A 16,404-nucleotide genomic window follows, 5' to 3' on the forward strand; every position below is an offset into this window, starting at 1 on the left:
ACCCCTGGCGGGTATTCGACGAAGTGCGGCCCCCCGGCACTCCACTGATCATGACCCCATGGCGAATACGGATAAACCGTCACAGACCGCGCCAGTCGTCGGGGGGCGTGTCGTGAGCGGCGTCGCGAACGGTGTGGCGAGCGGCGTCGCGAGCGTCGGGCCGGTCACGACCGTCGCGCTCCTGCTCGCGCTCGGCGCGGTCGCCTACAGCGCGTGGCTCCTCGAAGCCGTTCTCGGGACGCCGCTCTCGCCGGTGAATTCGTACGTCAGTGAACTCGCCGCCCTGGACCAGCCGTACGGCACGCTCTTCCGTACGACCGACCTGGCCGCCGGGCTGCTGATCCTCGCGGGCGCGGCGGGCGCGCTGCTGTGGCTGCCGCGCCGGTGGTGGACGGTCGTGGGGTGGGCGGGGCTCGCGCTGTACGGGGCGGCCACCGCGGTCGACTCCCGGCTGCCGATGAGCTGCGCGCCGACCGCCGACGCGCTCTGCGAGGCCAGGGAGCGGGCGGGGCTCGTGCCCCTGACGCACACGGCGCACGTGGTGAGCAGCAGTGTCGCCGTGACGGGGGCGCTGGTGGGGATGGCGGCGCTGACGCTCGCGGCGCGGAGGTACGGGACGCTGCCCTCCCTGGTGCGCCCCGCCGGTCTCCTGCTCCTGCTTCTCGAACTGGCGGCCACCGTGTGGACGCTGGCCGCCGTCGCCGCGTTCGACGCGGGGTACGGCACGTGGGCGCTGGGGATGGGGCAGCGGCTCCAGGTGCTGTTGATCGCGGGCTGGCTCGGGCTGCTCGCGAGCGCGCTGGTGCGGCGCGGATGACGTTCGTACGGCTCGGGGACGGGGGAGTGCCGCACCACGTGCGGGTGACGGGGAGCGGGCCGGTGTGTGTGCTGAGCGCGGGGCTCGGGCTCGCGTGGTTCGACTGGGACCCGGTGGTGGAGCTCCTCGCCCCGTGGCGGACGGTGGTGCGCTTCGACCGGCCGGGGGCGGGACTGAGCGGGCACGCGCGCGTGCCGCCCACGCTCGCGGGCGAGGCCGAGCGGATCGCGCGGGTCCTGGACGCGGTGGGCCTCCCCGGCCCGGCCACCGTGGTCGGCCACTCGCTCGCCGGTTTCCACTGCGAGGCGTTCGCCCGCCTCTTCCCGGCGCGCACGTCGGGCCTGGTCCTTGCCGACTCCAGCGTCGAGGAACGGCCGGGGGTACGGGTTCCGCGCGGGGTGCGGGTGGGGGCGGCGCGGATGTGCGGGGCGGTCCTGGGCGGGGCCGGGGTGCCGCGGGCGCTGGGGCCCGTCCTGCGGAGAGCGGCGGTACGGGGGGACGCGGTGCGGGCGGACGCGGTGCGGCGGGTCTACGGGGCGAGTCGCGTGCTGCGGGGTTCGCTCCTGGAGTACGCGACGTACGGCGACCTGGCGGCCGAACTCGCCGCCCTGCGCCGTGAGTTGCCCCTCCGCGAAGGCCTCCCTGTGACGGTACTCGCGGCGTACTCGCGCGGCACGACGACCTGGCTCACCCGGCAGCGGAATCTCGCCGCGTCACTCGAAGCGACCTTCCGCGTGGCGAGTCCCTCGGGCCACCTCGTCATGCGGGACGCTCCGCGGGCTTTGGCGGAGGCGATTCTCGGCACCGCCCGCTGAAGCAACCCGCCGGGTCACCGCAGAGCGGCGTACCTCCGGCCCCCCCGGCCCCTCCGGGTCACGAAGAACTGCCGTCCCCCCGGGTCCCCCGGACCCCCCGCACACTGTCCCGAATCACGATATGCGTCCCCAGCAGATGCCTCTCCTGGCCCGATCGAGGCGCCCCCGCCAGAGCAAGGCGGACTGCGGTGCGGCCCATTTCCTCCGCGGGGATGTGCACGGTCGTCAGGCCGGGAGTGATGTCCGCGGCCACCGGGTCGTCGTTGTAGCCGACCACCGAGATGTCCTCGGGGACCCGCAGCCCGTGCTCTCGCAGCGCGATCACCGTGGCCGCCGCCACCCGGTCGTCGCCCGCGAAGACCGCCGTGAAGTCCGGCCGCCCGTCCGCCTTCCCGAGAAGGTCCATGATCGCCTCGTACCCGTGGTTCTGCCCGAAGCCGATGCCGTGCAGGATCGCCTCCTCGCGCGGGACCCCGTGGTCGGCAAGGGCACGCAGGTACCCGGCGACACGGGCCTCGCCCGTGGTGTGGCCGGGCTGGTAGCCGATCAGGGCTATCTTGCGGTGGCCCGCCCCCAGCAGATGGCTCGTGATCGCGTATGCGCCCGCCTCGTTGTCGTACTCGACGACGAGCGCGGGCACGTCCGGCGCCGGCGCGGGCCGCCCGCACAGGACGAGGCGGGAGCCCGCCGCCGCGAGCGCCTCCGCGTACCGCGCCATCCGCTCGCGGTACTCGTCGTCCTCGATCACACCGCCCACGAGCACCACCGCCTCCGCGGCCTGCTCGCGCATCATCTGGACCAGGGCCAGCTCACGGGCCGGATCGCTGTTCGTCGACGAGACGAGGGTGAGCCGGCCCCGCTGGGCGGCCTCCATCTCCACGCCCTGCGCCACATGCGCGTAGAAGGAGCTGACCACGTCGAACATCAGCACCGCGATCGTCTTGCGGCCCGCGCCCGCCAACGCGCGCGCGTGCGCGTTGGCGACGTAGTCGAGGTCCTTGACGGCCCGCAGCACCTTCGCGCGCGACGCCGTCGACGTCGGGTAGTTGCCCGCGAGGACCCGCGAGACGGTCGCGACCGAGACGCCCGCCCGCGCCGCCACGTCGCGGATGGTGACCCGCTCACCCACTGTGTCTCCTCAAGTCCTCGAGTCCTCAGGTACAAGTAGCAGAATCCGGGGCGGGGTTACCCCCACGGCAGCCTGTCCGCAGCCTGCCCCGGACCATCATCCCGCGCCCGCCGGCATACCGGGCCCGCCGGGGATCAGTGCGCCGCCTCGTACTCCTTCGCGAACTCCTCGCGCGCCTTCTCGCCGCCCTGCGACTGCCACTTCTTGTAGACGGCGTCCCAGTCGGACAGCTTCTTGCGGCCCGAGACGATCGCCGTCACACCGTCCTCGATGACCTGCTGCATGGAGGCGCCCTGCCGGTTGTACGTGTCCGACATCAGGCCCCAGTGGTCGTCGCGGACGAGGTTCGGCACGACCGCCTTCTCCCAGGTGTGCAGCCGCTCGGTGAGGTCGGCGAAGCCGGGGAAGTACAGCGGCTGCGGCGCGTCCATGAGGTAGGCGAAGGGCAGGTTCGTGCGGTTCTCCACCAGGCCGAGCGAGGTGGGGATCGGGTCGCCGTTCTTGTCGTACTTGAAGTGCGTGCCCTCGACGCCCGAGTGCATCAGCTCGTACTCCTTGGAGCCGAACGGGGACGCCAGCCAGTCCAGGACCCGCAGCATCAGCTTCACACGGTCCTTGGAGGCCTTCTTGATGACGGTGTAGCCGAAGCAGCCGCGGTTCTGCTGGTAGACGGGCGTCGCGCCGTCCACCACGTACGGCACGGCGGCGTCGAGGGTGAACTCGTCCTTGATGCCCTGCGCGTTGGAGATGGCCGCGCCCCAGCCGTCCGTCATGGAGCGGACCGTGCCGTTGTAGAACTGCGTCTTGAGGTCGACCTGGGAGATCGAGGTGGCGTCGGAGTTGTACGAGCCCGCCTTGCGCATCTTGGACATGTACTCCAGGGCGGCCCTGAACTCGTCGGTCCCGTACATGTCGGTGACCTTGCCGTTCTTGATCTGCCACTGGTTCGGCGCGCCGTGCCACATCGCGTGGTAGAGGTAGCCGAAGAAGCCGACCGACGAGGCGCCGAGCGCGGACTTCTTGTTCCGCGACGCCTCGCGCGCCATCGCCTGGAAGTCGGCCGCCGCCATGCCCGGCTTGTAGCCCGCCTTCTCGAAGGCCTCCTTGTTGATGAACATCGCGCCCTGCACCTTGGCGCGCTCGATCGGCAGGCCGTAGATGCGGCCGGCGACGCGGCCCATGCCCTCCCAGGCGTACGTGGGGATATTGGCGAGGTTCGGGTAGTCCTTGACGGCGTCCCCGGAGAGGTGGTCCGAGAGGTCCTCGCACCGCGACTTCACGAACTGCGACTCGCGCGGCAGGACGTACCCGCCACCGAAGTTGATCATGTCGGGCAGGTCGTCGCCGGACATCAGGGTGGACATCTTGGAGCGGAAGTCCGCGTCCGGCACGACGGAGAACTCGACCTCGACGCCGAGGGCCTCGTTCATCGCCTGCCAGTACTTGTTCGATCCGACCGGCTTCGGCGGGGTGCCGTAGGTGATGGTCATGACCTTGATCTTCTGCTTGCCGTTGCCCGGCTTCTCGGCCGTCGCCCGCACCAGCTTCTCCGGGTACTTGGTGAAGCCGGGCTGCACGCCCCCGGCCGTGGGCGCGAGGTCGGGCTTCGGGCCGTCGGCGGGGGTGTACGTGGGCCAGGGCGCCGCCTTCTTGTTGGCGTTGCTGACCGAACCGCCGCCGCCCGAACCGGTGGAGCAGGCGGTGAGCAGGGAGGGAGCCGCGACCGCGGCCCCGCCGACGGCTATGGAGCGCAGCAGCGTACGGCGCGACATCGAGGAACCGGACACAGTGACGACCTTTCGGAATTCGGGATGCTGGAGAAGTGGCTCAGCTCTTGATGGCGCCGGTGAGCACGCCCTTGGTGAAGTACTTCTGGAGGAAGGGATAGACGATCAGGATCGGCACGGTGGCGATCACCAGGACGGCCATCTGCATGGTCTGCGGGGCCGAGACGTTCGCGGCGTCGCTGAGCCCGGTGTCCGCGATCTGCGAGCCGCCCATGACGTACGTACGAAGGACCTGCTGGAGCGGCCAGTGGTCGGACTCCAGATAGATCGAGGCATGGAACCAGGCGTTCCAGTAGCTCACCGCGTAGAAGAGGCCGACCACCGCGAGGGCCGCCTTGGAGAGCGGGAGCACGACCCGCCACAGGATCTGCCAGTCGTTCGCGCCGTCGAGCCGCGCCGCCTCGTACAGCTCCTCGGGCACGCCCTGGAAGAAGCCGCGCAGGACGACCAGGTTGAAGACGTTGATGAGGACGGGGACGATCAGGGCGCTGTAGCTCTCCAGCATTCCCATGCCCTTGACCAGCAGGAACGCCGGGATCATGCCGGGCGGGAAGAGGAACGTGAACAGGACGATCAGCAGGATCGGCTTGCCGCCGTACACCTTGGGGCGGCTCAGCGCGTACGCGAGGAACGTGGTGCACGCGAGTGAGGCGAGGGTGCCGATGATCGTGATGCCGGCGCTGACCCCGAGCGCCTTGGTGACGATGCCGCCCGCGAAGACCTGCTCGTAGGCGCGCAGGGTGGGGTGCGTGGGCCACAGGACCCAGCCGCCGTTGGCGATGACCTCGCGGTTCGATGCGAACGACGTGGAGACGATGACCAGGAACGGTACGAAGACCATGACCAGGATGGTGACGATCGCCAGGGCCTTGGCCGCCCGGGTGACCGGCTTCGGCTTCTCCATCCAGGAGGGGCGCGGGGGGCGTGCGGGGCGTGTGCGACGCGCAGGCCGTCCGGGGCGTATCGCGGCGGTTTTCGTGCTCGTGCTCACTTGTAGACCCCCTGCTCGCCGAGGCGATGGGCGACCTTGTTGGCCGCGAAGACGAGAATCGCGCCGACCACGCCCTTGAACAGGCCCGCCGCCGCGGCGTATCCGGTGTCGCCGCCGACGATGCCCTGCCAGAAGACGAAGGTGTCGAGCACCTCTCCTGCCTCGGGGCCCACCGACTGCCGCTGCAACAGCATCTGTTCGAAGCCGACGGAGAGGATGTCGCCGAGCCGCATGATCAGGAGCAGGATGACGACCGGGCGGATGGACGGCAGCGTCACGTGCCAGAAGCGGCGCCAGGGGCCCGCCCCGTCGATCGCGGCGGCCTCGTACTGCTGCTCGTCGACCTGCATCAGCGCGGCGAGGAAGATGATCGTGCCCCAGCCCGCGTCCTTCCAGACGACCTGCGCGACGACGAGCGCCGGGTACGCGTCCGGGTTGCCGATGATGTCGACGGAGTGCAGACCCGCCTGCCCGAGCACGGAGTTGAGCAGACCGGTGTCGGCGAGCACCTGCTGGAACAGGGCGACGACGATGACCCACGACAGGAAGTGCGGGAGGTAGACCACGGACTGCACGAAGCGCCGTGTGAGGTCCGAGGTCAGGCTGTGCAGGAGCAGGGCGAGGCCGAGCGGGACCGGGAAGAAGAAGACCAACTGGAGCACCGCGAGGAAGAGCGTGTTCCAGGTCGCGTGCCAGAAGTCCGGGTCGCCGAACATCCGGTCGAAGTTCTCGAAGCCGACCCAGGGGCTGGCCCAGAGGCCGTCGAAGGGGACGTACTCCTTGAAGGCGACGGCGTTCCCGATGAACGCGCCGTAGTGGAACACCAGGAAGTACGCGACTCCCGGCACCATGAGCAGCAGCAGGACTCGCGAGGAGTGAAACCGCTTCCATCGCTCATCACGCTTGGTTTTGTTGCCATTTGGCCGGTATTCGCGTTCGCCGGGCGGCTTCACCGCCTCGGTTTCCGTCCGGTCCTTCGTCACCGCTGGCACGGCAGCCCCTCCGTCGTCGGAACAAGGTGACCGGAATCTAAAGCGGTTACTAACGCTGGTCAACCCCCTTGAGCATGCGATCTCTTGACCGCTGTCCCGACTTCGGCCTAGCCTCCAGGCGCTGTTGGGTAACCGGTTACTACGAGGGATGGTCACGCGTGGCAGACCAGGCAGAGTTGAAAGCCCCACCGGTCAGTCCGGCGACCGGAGCGGTGACTGGGGCGGCGACTGGGGCGGCGACCGGGATGGAGATTGGAGCGGCGACCGGAGCGGCGACTGGAGCGGCGGCCGGTCGGGCGAACAGATCGGCCGTCGCCGCGCTCGCCATGAGCGCGGACGTGGCGGACCGGGTGTTCGCCCCGGACATCCGCGAACGGCTCGCGCGCAGCGTGGACTTGGCGCCCGGCCTGCTCAGCGGCTCCCTCACCGACGCCGACGCGCGCGCGGTACTCGCCGAAACGGAGATCCTGGTCACCGGCTGGAACTGCCCGCCGCTCACGGCGGAGGTCCTCGCCCACGCACCCCGGCTGCGCGCCCTCGTGCATGCCGCCGGATCGGTGAAACCCGTGGTGACGGACGCGCTGTGGGACCGGGGCGTGGTGGTCTCGTCGGCGGCCGACGCGAACGCGGGGCCCGTCGTGGCGTACACGATCGCCGCGATCACCTTCGCGGCGAAGGGCGCGCTGTCCGCCGCCGCAGGCTACTCCTCCGGGTGGCCGCCCTTCACCGAACGGACCGGCGCCGACGCCCGCACCGTCGGCATCATCGGCGCGTCCCGCATCGGCCGCGGGGTGATCGCCGCACTGCGCGCCTCCGACATGGGCATGCGGGTGCTCCTGACCGACCCCTACGTCACGCTGGAGGAGGCGGCGGGGCTCGGCGTGGAGCTGATCGACCTGCCGGAACTGTGCAGGCGCAGCTCGATCGTCAGCGTCCACGCGCCCCAACTCCCCGAGACGCGGGGCATGGTGAGCGCGGAGATGCTGAAGCTGATCCCGGACGGGGGCACCGTCATCAACACGGCGCGGGGCTCACTGGTCGACAATCAGGCGCTGGCCCGTGAGTGCGGGGCGGGGCGCCTGGACGCGTTCCTGGACGTGACGGACCCCGAGCCGCTGCCGCCCGGCCATCCTCTACTGCTCCTGCCGAACGTCCTGGTCACCCCGCATGTCGCGGGGGCGCAGGGGAGCGAGGTGCGCCGACTCGGGGAGTACGCGGTCGCCGAGGTGGAGCGGTTTCTGGCGGGGGCGCCTTTGCGGGGGCAGCTGCGGAGGGAGGAGCTGCCGCGGCTGGCTTGAGCGGCGCCTTTGCCCGGCCTCTTTGCCCGGCCTGGCGCTGGATGCTGGTCCGGGCCTCTGGGCCGGGTCTCGTGCTGGATGCCATGCCGGCCCTGGCCTGGCGCCGGGCGCTGGTTTCGGCCTCGTGCCGGGTGCCGGGCCTGGTCTCGTGCCGGGCCTGGTCTCGTGCCGGCCTGGGTCTCGTACCGGGTGCCGGACCCGGTCTCGTGCCGGTCTGGGTCTCGTACCGGGTGTCGATCCGGGCCCGGGACCGGGCCCCGGGCGCTGGTCCCTGCCTCGGTCCGGACGCCGGTCCGGGCCTCGCACCGCCCCCGGCCGCAAGGCCGGACGGCTCAAAGCTCCCCCGAACCGGAGTCACCGGAGTCACCGGAGCGACCGGGGTGAGCATTCAGCCCGTCCGGCGTTTGAGGACGAGCTCGGCGGAGCCGGCGATGACGGTACGCGCGATGCCGGTACGCACAAGGCCCCGCCGCTACGGCTTTGCGCCCCGCGCCTTCAGCAACCCCGTCATCAGCTCGATCTCCGACTCCTGCGAAGCCACCATCCCCCGCGCGAGCCGCACCTCCGCACCCACCTCGCACCGGTCCACACACCCCTCGGCCATATGGACCCCGCCCTTGTGGTGCTTGATCATCAGTTGCAGATAGCGCACCTCGGCGGCCCGCCCGTCCAGCTTCCCGAGCTTCTTCAGCTTGGTGTTCGTCGCCATCCCCGGCATCAGCGCGCCGTCCTCGCCGGGCGGCACGTCCCCCATGCCCATCCACTCCATCGGCGCCTTCTCCGGCACCTTCGGCAGCTCCCACAGGTCGAGCCAGCCGAGCAGCATGCCCCGCTGGTTCGCCTGCGTCTGGGCGATGTCGTACGCGAGACGGCGGATCTCCTCGTCCTTCGTACGGTCGCGCACGATGTACGACATCTCCACGGCCTGCTGGTGATGCGTGGCCATGTCCCTGGCGAAGCCCGCGTCGGCCGACTCCGTGGCCGGAACGGACGTGCCGGACGAGCCGTGCGACGAGGCGACCGCGACCGTGATCCCGCCACCGGCCACCACCACCGCCGCGACGGCCCCCACGGCCCAGCACGTGCGCCGCCTCACTGGGACTTGCCACCCGTGCAGGCTGCGCCCGGCTCGGGGGTCTGCTTGCCCTGCACGTACGTAGAGAAGAAGGAACCGACCTTCGGGTCGTCCGCGCCGGTCACCGTGCGCTGGCGGCCCCAGGCCGACAGCATGACCGGGTCCTTCTGGTCCTTGACCGGGCTCATCAGGGAGTACGGCGTCTGCTTGACCTTCTGCTCCAGCTTCTTCAGGTCCGCGGGCTTCGCCTTGTCGTTGTACGTCACCCAGACCGCCCCGTGCTCCAGGGAGTGCACGGCGTGGCGCTCAGGGATCTCGTCCTTGTAGACGTCGCCGTTGCAGTTCATCCAGACCTGGTCGTGGTCGCCGCCCACCGGCGGGGTCATCGAGTAGCTGACGTCCTTGGTGACGTGGGTGCGGCCCAGCTTCTTCGCGTCCCAGACCTTCTCGCCGTCCGCGGTCGTCTTGAACTTCGGCGCGGCGTTCCCGTCCCCGGCCGTGTCGGAGTCCTCGCCCTGCTGGAAGAGGACGACACCGCCCACGGCGAGCGCGGCGACCACCACCGCGCTCAGGGTGATCGTGATGATGCGGCCCCGGCGGTCGCGTGCGCGCTCGGCCTTGCGCATCTCCTCTATTCGGGCCTTACGGGATGCGGTGCTCGACTTCTTGGCGGAACCCATGATGTGTCCTTCGGCGATGACGACGTAGATGACGACGTAAAGGGTGGGACGCGCGTGACAGAACAGGCGTAGCAAGGTGGAGCGGTTCGCTGATCGTAATGGGCGAGCCCGGCGGGCTGTAGGGGCAGTCTGCGCCGCCCGCTGTTACGGGCGCGCCGATCAGCAGGCACTATGGGCACAGGACGGCACATGGCCCGCAACGCGCCCGAAACCGTGTGGTGGGATGCTCATGTGCCCCGACGCGTCCCCGGACGCGGACACAGTGCGAAGGCAGCGTGGTCGCAGGCGGCCTGACCAGCAAGGATGGGTGGAAGCGGAAGATGGACAAGCAGCAGGAATTCGTGCTCCGGACTCTGGAGGAGCGCGACATCCGGTTCGTACGCCTGTGGTTCACGGATGTCCTCGGCTTCCTGAAATCGGTCGCGGTGGCTCCCGCGGAGCTGGAGCAGGCCTTCGACGAAGGCATCGGCTTCGACGGCTCGGCGATCGAGGGATTCGCCCGGGTGTACGAGTCGGACATGATCGCCAAGCCGGACCCCTCGACGTTCCAGGTGCTGCCCTGGCGCGCGGAGGCCCCCGGCACCGCCCGTATGTTCTGCGACATCCTGATGCCCGACGGCTCCCCGTCCTTCGCGGACCCGCGCTTCGTCCTCAAGCGCGCCCTGGCGAAGACCTCCGACCTCGGCTTCACCTTCTACACCCACCCCGAGATCGAGTTCTTCCTCCTGAAGGACAAGCCGCTCGACGGCTCGCGGCCCACCCCCGCCGACAACTCCGGCTACTTCGACCACACCCCGCAGAACGTGGGCATGGACTTCCGCCGCCAGGCGATCACCATGCTCGAATCCATGGGCATCTCGGTCGAGTTCAGCCACCACGAGGGCGCGCCGGGCCAGCAGGAGATCGACCTCCGTTACGCGGACGCGCTCTCCACGGCCGACAACATCATGACGTTCCGCCTGGTCATGAAGCAGGTCGCGCTGGAGCAGGGGGTCAACGCGACCTTCATGCCCAAGCCGTTCTCCGAGCACCCCGGCTCGGGCATGCACACGCACCTCTCCCTCTTCGAGGGCGACCGCAACGCCTTCTACGAGTCCGGCTCCGAGTACCAGCTCTCCAAGGTGGGCCGCTCCTTCATCGCGGGCCTCCTGAAGCACGCCGCCGAGATCTCCGCGGTCACCAACCAGTGGGTGAACTCCTACAAGCGCATCTGGGGCGGCTCGGAGCGCACGGCGGGCGCGGGGGGCGAGGCACCCTCGTACATCTGCTGGGGCCACAACAACCGCAGCGCGCTCATCCGGGTGCCCATGTACAAGCCCGGCAAGACCGGCTCCGCCCGGGTGGAGGTCCGCTCGATCGACTCGGGCGCGAACCCGTACCTGACGTACGCGGTCCTGCTCGCCGCGGGCCTCAAGGGCATCGAGGAGGGCTACGAACTCCCGCCGGGCGCCGACGACGACGTATGGGCCCTGAGCGACGCGGAACGCCGCGCGATGGGCATCGAGCCGCTCCCGCAGAATCTCGGCGAGGCGATCGCCCTGATGGAACGCAGCGAGCTCGTGGCCGAGACCCTGGGGGAGCACGTCTACGACTTCTTCCTGCGCAACAAGAAGCAGGAGTGGGAGGAGTACAGGTCAGAGGTCACGGCCTTCGAGCTGCGAAAGAACCTGCCGGTCCTGTAGCGCCCCGTCAGGGGCGCGGGGAACTGCGCGCTCAGCGTGCGAAAAGCCGCAGTCGCGTCTGCCGGGATCCCGGCAGACGCGACTGCGGCTTCGTCGTGGTTGCTCGCGCCCCTAAAGGGCGCTCACGATCGCCGCACGCAAGGGCGTCTCCGCCCGCACCCGGTACTCCTGGATCGCCCAGCCGTTCCCGTCCGGGTCCTTGAAGTACATGAACGTGCCGCCGTCCTGCGGCGCGTGAGCCACCGGCTCCGAGATCTCCAGGCCGCGCGCCGTCAGCTCGGCGTGTGCCGCCTTCGCGTCGGCGACGCACAGCTGCAGGCCCTGGTAGGAGCCGGGGGCCGGGGTGGGGCCGTCCATCGTCTCCCAGAGCGTGTCGGCGAGGGCGATGGAGCAGCCGGAGCCCGGCGGGGTCAGCTGGACGATGCGCATGCCCGGCATGACCTCCTGGTCGATGTCCACGTGGAAACCGAGTTTGTCGCGGTAGAACTCCATGGCCCGGTCGATGTCACTGACGGGGAGCGGGATCACCTCGAGTGTGTATTCCATGGGCCGAGTACATCAAGGCTCCGGGGCCCTGTCAGCGTGAACGGCCGCGTCCGCTCCGCGGCGCCGTCACTCGAACCGCCACCGCGTCTGGCTGAACGGCTCGCCCTTGCCGAAGCCGAAGGCGGTACGCGGGGCCACCTCGAAGACGTATGCGTGCCCCGCCCCGTGGTGGAAGCAGCCGTCCCGCACCTCGTAGTGCCAGAAGCTGCCGTACTTCTCCTCCCACGCAGTCGCCAGGAGTTGCAGCCTGTCCTCGTCCGTGATCCGCACCGCGGCGCCCTCGACGACCAGGTCGTGCCCCTTGTCCCAGAGGTTGACGCCCGTCGTCAGCACGACCTCGGGGTTGGCCGCCACGTTCCGTGCCTTGCGCTCGCCGGGGCCCGTGCAGAAGTACAGCGCGTCGTCCAGCCAGACGGCGGGCAGCGGTGTGACGTGCGGGCGCCCGTCGGGACGTACGGACGAGATCCAGAAGAGCTCGGCCGCCCTCAGCTGCCGTACCGCGTCGGACCAGGGGGTCGCGGCGGCTCCCACGCTGCTGTACCGGTCGTCCAGTTCCGTACGCGGTTGTTTGCTCGCCATCGTCCGCCTCCTGAGGCTGCCATCAATGCTCCCGTCCATGTACGGACCGCGCAGGCGGGCAGAACTCATCGGTCAGGCCGTAGGCTCGGGCCAGGATGATCGAACGGAGGCGCGGGGATGACACTGCCGCAAGGGCGCAGGAGCAGTACGTTCACGCGGCTGCTGCGGCATGGTTTCACCGATCCGTCCGCCGCCGAGCGGCTTCTCGGGGCTCCCGAACTGTCGGCGCTGCGGACCGACCCGGTGCTCCTCGACGCCCTCGGCGCCGTCGCCGACCCGGACCTGGCGCTCCTCGGCCTCGTACGCCTGGTCGAGGGGCAGCCCGACGACATGAGCCGCCGGGAGCTGCTGGACACCCTGGTCAGCGCCAAGCCGCTGCGCGACAGGCTGCTCGGCGTGCTCGGCGCCTCCGAGGCCCTCGCCGACCACCTGGCCAGGCACCCCGGCGACTGGCGTGCCCTGGTCACGTACGAGCTGGCCGACCTGCACCCCGGCGTCGAGGAGTTCGAGCGCGGCCTGGCGGACGCCCACGACCCGGTCTCGCTCCGTGTCGCCTACCGCCGCTGCCTGCTCGCCATAGCGGCACGTGACGTCTGCGGCACGACGGACGTCGCCGAGGCGGCGGCCGAGCTCGCGGACCTGGCGACGGCGACCCTGCGTGCCGCGCTCGCCATGGCCGAGGCGGCGGCCCCCGCTGACGCCTCGCAGTGCAGGCTCGCGGTCATCGCGATGGGCAAGTGCGGCGGCCACGAGCTGAATTACGTCTCGGACGTCGACGTCATCTTCGTCGGGGAAGCGGTGGACGGCGCCGACGAGGGCAAGGCGGTCCAGGCCGCGACCCGACTGGCCTCGCACATGATGCGGATCTGTTCGGAGACCACGGTCGAGGGCACCATCTGGCCGGTCGACGCCAACCTCCGCCCGGAGGGGCGCAACGGCCCCCTGGTGCGCACCCTCAGCAGCCACCTCGCCTACTACCAGCGCTGGGCCAAGACCTGGGAGTTCCAGGCACTGCTCAAGGCCCGCCCGGTCGCCGGTGACCTGGCCCTCGGCGAGGAGTACGTCACCACGCTCGCGCCCCTCGTCTGGCACGCGGCCGAGCGCGACAACTTCGTGGCCGACGTGCAGAAGATGCGCCGCCGAGTCGTGGAGAACATCCCGGCGGGCGAGGTCGACCGCGAGCTGAAGCTGGGTCCCGGCGGCCTGCGGGACGTCGAATTCGCCGTACAGATGCTCCAGTTGGTGCACGGTCGCGGTGACACCTCGATCCGCAGCGGCTCGACCCTGGCAGCCCTGGAGGCGCTCGCGGCCGGCGGCTACGTGGGGCGCGTGGACGCCGTCCAGCTCGACGACGCCTACCGCTTCCTGCGCTCCCTGGAGCACCGCATCCAGCTCTTCAAGTTGCGGCGCACCCACCTGATCCCCGAGGACGACGCCGACCTGCGGCGCATCGGCCGCTCCCTGGGCATGCGCACGGAGCCGATCACCGAGCTGAACCGCGCGTGGAAGCGGCACACCTCGGTCGTGCGCCGCCTGCACGAGAAGCTCTTCTACCGCCCGCTCCTTGACGCGGTGGCCCAACTGGCGCCCGGCGAGACCAGGCTGAGCACGGAAGCGGCCCGCGAACGCATGGTGGCCCTCGGCTACCACGACCCGGCGGCGGCCCTGCGCCACCTGGAGGCCCTCGCCTCGGGCGTCACGCGCAAGGCGGCGATCCAACGCACCCTGCTCCCCGTGCTCCTCGGCTGGTTCGCAGACTCGGCGGACCCCGACGCGGGCCTCCTGAACTTCCGCAAGGTCTCCGACGCCCTCGGCAAGACCCCCTGGTACCTGCGACTCCTGCGCGACGAGGGCGCCGCGGCCGAGAACCTCGCCCGCGTCCTGTCCGCCGGACGCCTCGCCCCTGATCTCCTCATGCGCGCCCCCGAAGCGGTGGCTCTCCTCGGCGACCAGCGCGGCCTCGAACCGCGCGACCACGCCCACCTGGAGCAGGAGGTCCTGGCCGCGGTGGGCCGCGCGGAGGGCGGCGAACAGGCCGTCGCGGCGGCGCGCGGCGTGCGCCGCCGCGAGCTGTTCCGTACGACGGCGGCGGACATCATCGGCTCGTACGGCACCGAGGAGAGCCCCGCCGAGGCCGATCCCGGCGCCCTGGTGGACCGGGTGGGCGACGCGCTCTCCGACATCACGGCCGCGACGATCGCGGGCACGCTGCGTGCGGTGGTCCGCGAGGGCTGGGGCGACACGCTGCCGGTGCGGTTCGCGGTGATCGGCATGGGCCGCCTGGGCGGCCACGAACTGGGCTACGGCTCGGACGCGGACGTCCTCTTCGTCCACGAGCCGCGCGAGGGCGTGGGCGACCAGGAGGCGGGCAAGGCGGCCGCCAGGGTGGTCTCGGAGATGCGCAGGCTCCTCGAGCTCCCCAGCGCCGACCCGCCGCTCCTGATCGACACGGATCTGCGGCCCGAGGGCAAGAGCGGCCCGCTGGTGCGCACCCTCGGCTCGTACGAGGCCTACTACCGCCGCTGGTCCCTCATCTGGGAGTCCCAGGCGCTCCTCCGGGCGGAACCCATCGCGGGGGACGCCGAGTTGGGCCGCGCCTTCATCGAGCTCGTGGACCCGCTGCGCTATCCGGCGGAGGGCCTCGGCGACGACGCGGTCCGCGAGATCCGCCGCCTCAAAGCCCGCATGGAGGCCGAACGCATGCCGCGCGGCGCCGACCCCACCCTGCACACCAAGCTGGGCCGCGGCGGCCTCTCGGACGTCGAGTGGACCGTCCAGCTGATGCAGCTGACGCACGGCTGGGCCGAGCCGGGCCTGCGCACCACCCGCACCCGCGAGGCCCTCGCGGCGGCCTGCGCGGCCGAGCTGATCCCGACCGAGGACGCGGCGATCCTGGACGAGGCCTGGGTCCTGGCCACCCGGGTGCGCAACGCGGTGATGCTGGTGCGCGGCCGGGCCGGTGACACGTTCCCCTCGGACGGCCGGGAACTGGCCGCGGTGGGCCGGTATCTGGGCTACGACCCGGGACACGTGGGGGACATGCTCGACGACTACCGGCGGACCACGCGCAGGGCGCGGGCCGTGATGGAGGAGAGGTTCTACGGGGCCTAGGCGGCCGGTCCCTAGGCGGCCGGGGCCGGTTCCGGTTCCGGTTTCGGGGCCGCCACCTCGCGCGGCAGCTTGTGCGGCTGCGCCCCGTACCAGAGCCAGGCCACCGCGAAGCCGAACGCCAGGCAGATCATGCCGCCCACGGCGTCGAGCCAGAAGTGGTTGGCGGTGGCGACGATCACGATCAGGGTCGCCGTGGGGTAGAGCAGGCCGAGCACCCTCACCCACGGGACCGACGCCAGGGCGAAGATCGTCAGGCCGCACCACAGGGACCAGCCGATGTGCATCGACGGCATCGCCGCGTACTGGTTCGACATGTGCTTGAGGTCGCCGGAGGCCATGGAGCCCCACGTCTGGTGGACCAGGACCGTGTCGATGAAGTCCTGGCCGTTCATCAGGCGGGGCGGTGCCAGGGGGTAGAGGTAGTAACCGAGGAGCGCCACGGCGGTTGTCGCGAAGAGCACCATGCGCGTCGCCGCATAGCGCCCCGGATGCTTGCGGAACAGCCAGACCAGGACACCGAGCGTCACCACGAAGTGCAGCGTCGCGTAGTAGTAGTTCATGCCGACGATGAGCCACGACACCGAGTTCACCGCGTGGTTGACGCTCTGCTCCACGGCGATCCCGAGATGCTGCTCCGCCTGCCAGATCCAGTCGGCGTTGCGCAGGGCCTGTGACTTCTGTTCCGGCACGGCGTTGCGGACCAGGGAGTACGTCCAGTAGCTCACCGCGATCAGCAGGATCTCGAACCAGAGCCGGGGGCGGCGCGGAGTGCGAAGACGGCGCAGGAGTGCCCGCCCATTGCGGTCTTCCTGCTCGCCCGCGATGGGTGATGTGGTGGGCCGCTGCCGGCCTTCCAGTGTCGTCACAGTCATCTCACCCATAGGCACAGAGTCTGCCAGATT

14 protein-coding genes are annotated in these 16,404 nt (G+C 70.6%); 5 read left to right on the forward strand and 9 right to left on the reverse strand.

Annotation, left to right across the window (positions count from 1 at the left end; translation table 11 throughout):
• The first annotated feature begins 112 nt into the window (after positions 1-112).
• A complete protein-coding gene (locus IE226_RS12840; protein ID WP_373306937.1) occupies positions 113-817 on the forward strand; it encodes a DUF998 domain-containing protein in 705 nt (234 codons plus the stop codon).
• On the forward strand, positions 814-1,632 hold the full coding sequence (locus tag IE226_RS12845; protein WP_190081252.1) for an alpha/beta fold hydrolase: 819 nt from the start codon (positions 814-816) through the stop codon (positions 1,630-1,632). The genes IE226_RS12840 and IE226_RS12845 overlap by 4 nt, the downstream gene beginning before the upstream one ends.
• A 58-nt stretch (positions 1,633-1,690) precedes the next feature.
• On the opposite strand, the gene IE226_RS12850 is transcribed toward IE226_RS12845, so the two are convergent.
• The 4 genes from IE226_RS12850 to IE226_RS12865 form a co-directional block, all read right to left on the reverse strand.
• Positions 1,691-2,761: a LacI family DNA-binding transcriptional regulator gene (locus IE226_RS12850; RefSeq protein WP_190081253.1), complete on the reverse strand. Its 1,071-nt coding sequence runs from the start codon at positions 2,759-2,761 to the stop codon at positions 1,691-1,693.
• A 134-nt stretch (positions 2,762-2,895) separates the two neighbouring features.
• Positions 2,896-4,533 (reverse strand): type 2 periplasmic-binding domain-containing protein, encoded by a 1,638-nt coding sequence (locus IE226_RS12855; RefSeq protein WP_190081254.1) that lies wholly within the window; start codon positions 4,531-4,533, stop codon positions 2,896-2,898.
• A 55-nt stretch (positions 4,534-4,588) separates the two neighbouring features.
• Positions 4,589-5,452 (reverse strand): carbohydrate ABC transporter permease, encoded by an 864-nt coding sequence (locus IE226_RS12860; RefSeq protein WP_190081255.1) that lies wholly within the window; start codon positions 5,450-5,452, stop codon positions 4,589-4,591.
• 83 nt (positions 5,453-5,535) lie between these two features.
• Complete coding sequence (locus IE226_RS12865) at positions 5,536-6,390, reverse strand: ABC transporter permease (RefSeq protein WP_190081452.1); 855 nt, start codon at positions 6,388-6,390, stop codon at positions 5,536-5,538.
• A gap of 386 nt (positions 6,391-6,776) precedes the next feature.
• Here IE226_RS12865 and IE226_RS12870 point away from each other — a divergent pair, with 386 nt between their 5' ends.
• On the forward strand, positions 6,777-7,829 hold the full coding sequence (locus IE226_RS12870) for a hydroxyacid dehydrogenase (RefSeq protein WP_373306939.1): 1,053 nt from the start codon (positions 6,777-6,779) through the stop codon (positions 7,827-7,829).
• A gap of 472 nt (positions 7,830-8,301) precedes the next feature.
• Here the strand turns inward: IE226_RS12870 and IE226_RS12875 are convergent, their stop codons facing one another.
• Both IE226_RS12875 and IE226_RS12880 read right to left on the reverse strand, forming a co-directional pair.
• Positions 8,302-8,925, reverse strand: coding sequence for a DUF305 domain-containing protein (locus IE226_RS12875; protein WP_190081256.1), 624 nt, complete (start codon positions 8,923-8,925; stop codon positions 8,302-8,304).
• Entirely contained in the window at positions 8,922-9,584 is a 663-nt protein-coding gene (locus tag IE226_RS12880; RefSeq protein ID WP_190081257.1) for a thioredoxin-like domain-containing protein, read from the reverse strand. The genes IE226_RS12875 and IE226_RS12880 overlap by 4 nt, the downstream gene beginning before the upstream one ends.
• A gap of 320 nt (positions 9,585-9,904) precedes the next feature.
• Here IE226_RS12880 and glnA2 point away from each other — a divergent pair, with 320 nt between their 5' ends.
• Positions 9,905-11,266, forward strand: a complete 1,362-nt coding sequence (gene glnA2, locus IE226_RS12885) for a gamma-glutamylpolyamine synthetase GlnA2 (protein WP_190081258.1) — start codon at positions 9,905-9,907, stop codon at positions 11,264-11,266.
• A 111-nt stretch (positions 11,267-11,377) separates the two neighbouring features.
• Here glnA2 and IE226_RS12890 read toward each other — a convergent pair whose 3' ends face one another.
• Together IE226_RS12890 and IE226_RS12895 are read right to left on the reverse strand one after the other, a co-directional pair.
• Complete coding sequence (locus IE226_RS12890; protein WP_190081259.1) at positions 11,378-11,812, reverse strand: VOC family protein; 435 nt, start codon at positions 11,810-11,812, stop codon at positions 11,378-11,380.
• Positions 11,813-11,878: 66 nt separating this feature from the next.
• Positions 11,879-12,391, reverse strand: a complete 513-nt coding sequence (locus tag IE226_RS12895) for a pyridoxamine 5'-phosphate oxidase family protein (protein WP_190081260.1) — start codon at positions 12,389-12,391, stop codon at positions 11,879-11,881.
• Positions 12,392-12,508: 117 nt separating this feature from the next.
• Here IE226_RS12895 and IE226_RS12900 point away from each other — a divergent pair, with 117 nt between their 5' ends.
• Positions 12,509-15,502, forward strand: coding sequence for a bifunctional [glutamine synthetase] adenylyltransferase/[glutamine synthetase]-adenylyl-L-tyrosine phosphorylase (locus IE226_RS12900; protein WP_190081261.1), 2,994 nt, complete (start codon positions 12,509-12,511; stop codon positions 15,500-15,502).
• Between the two features lie 11 nt (positions 15,503-15,513).
• On the opposite strand, the gene IE226_RS12905 is transcribed toward IE226_RS12900, so the two are convergent.
• Complete coding sequence (locus IE226_RS12905; protein ID WP_190081262.1) at positions 15,514-16,383, reverse strand: phosphatase PAP2 family protein; 870 nt, start codon at positions 16,381-16,383, stop codon at positions 15,514-15,516.
• Between the last annotated feature and the right edge of the window lie 21 nt (positions 16,384-16,404).

The sequence above is a fragment of the Streptomyces longisporoflavus genome, assembly GCF_014649775.1.
Taxonomy (GTDB): domain Bacteria; phylum Actinomycetota; class Actinomycetes; order Streptomycetales; family Streptomycetaceae; genus Streptomyces; species Streptomyces longisporoflavus.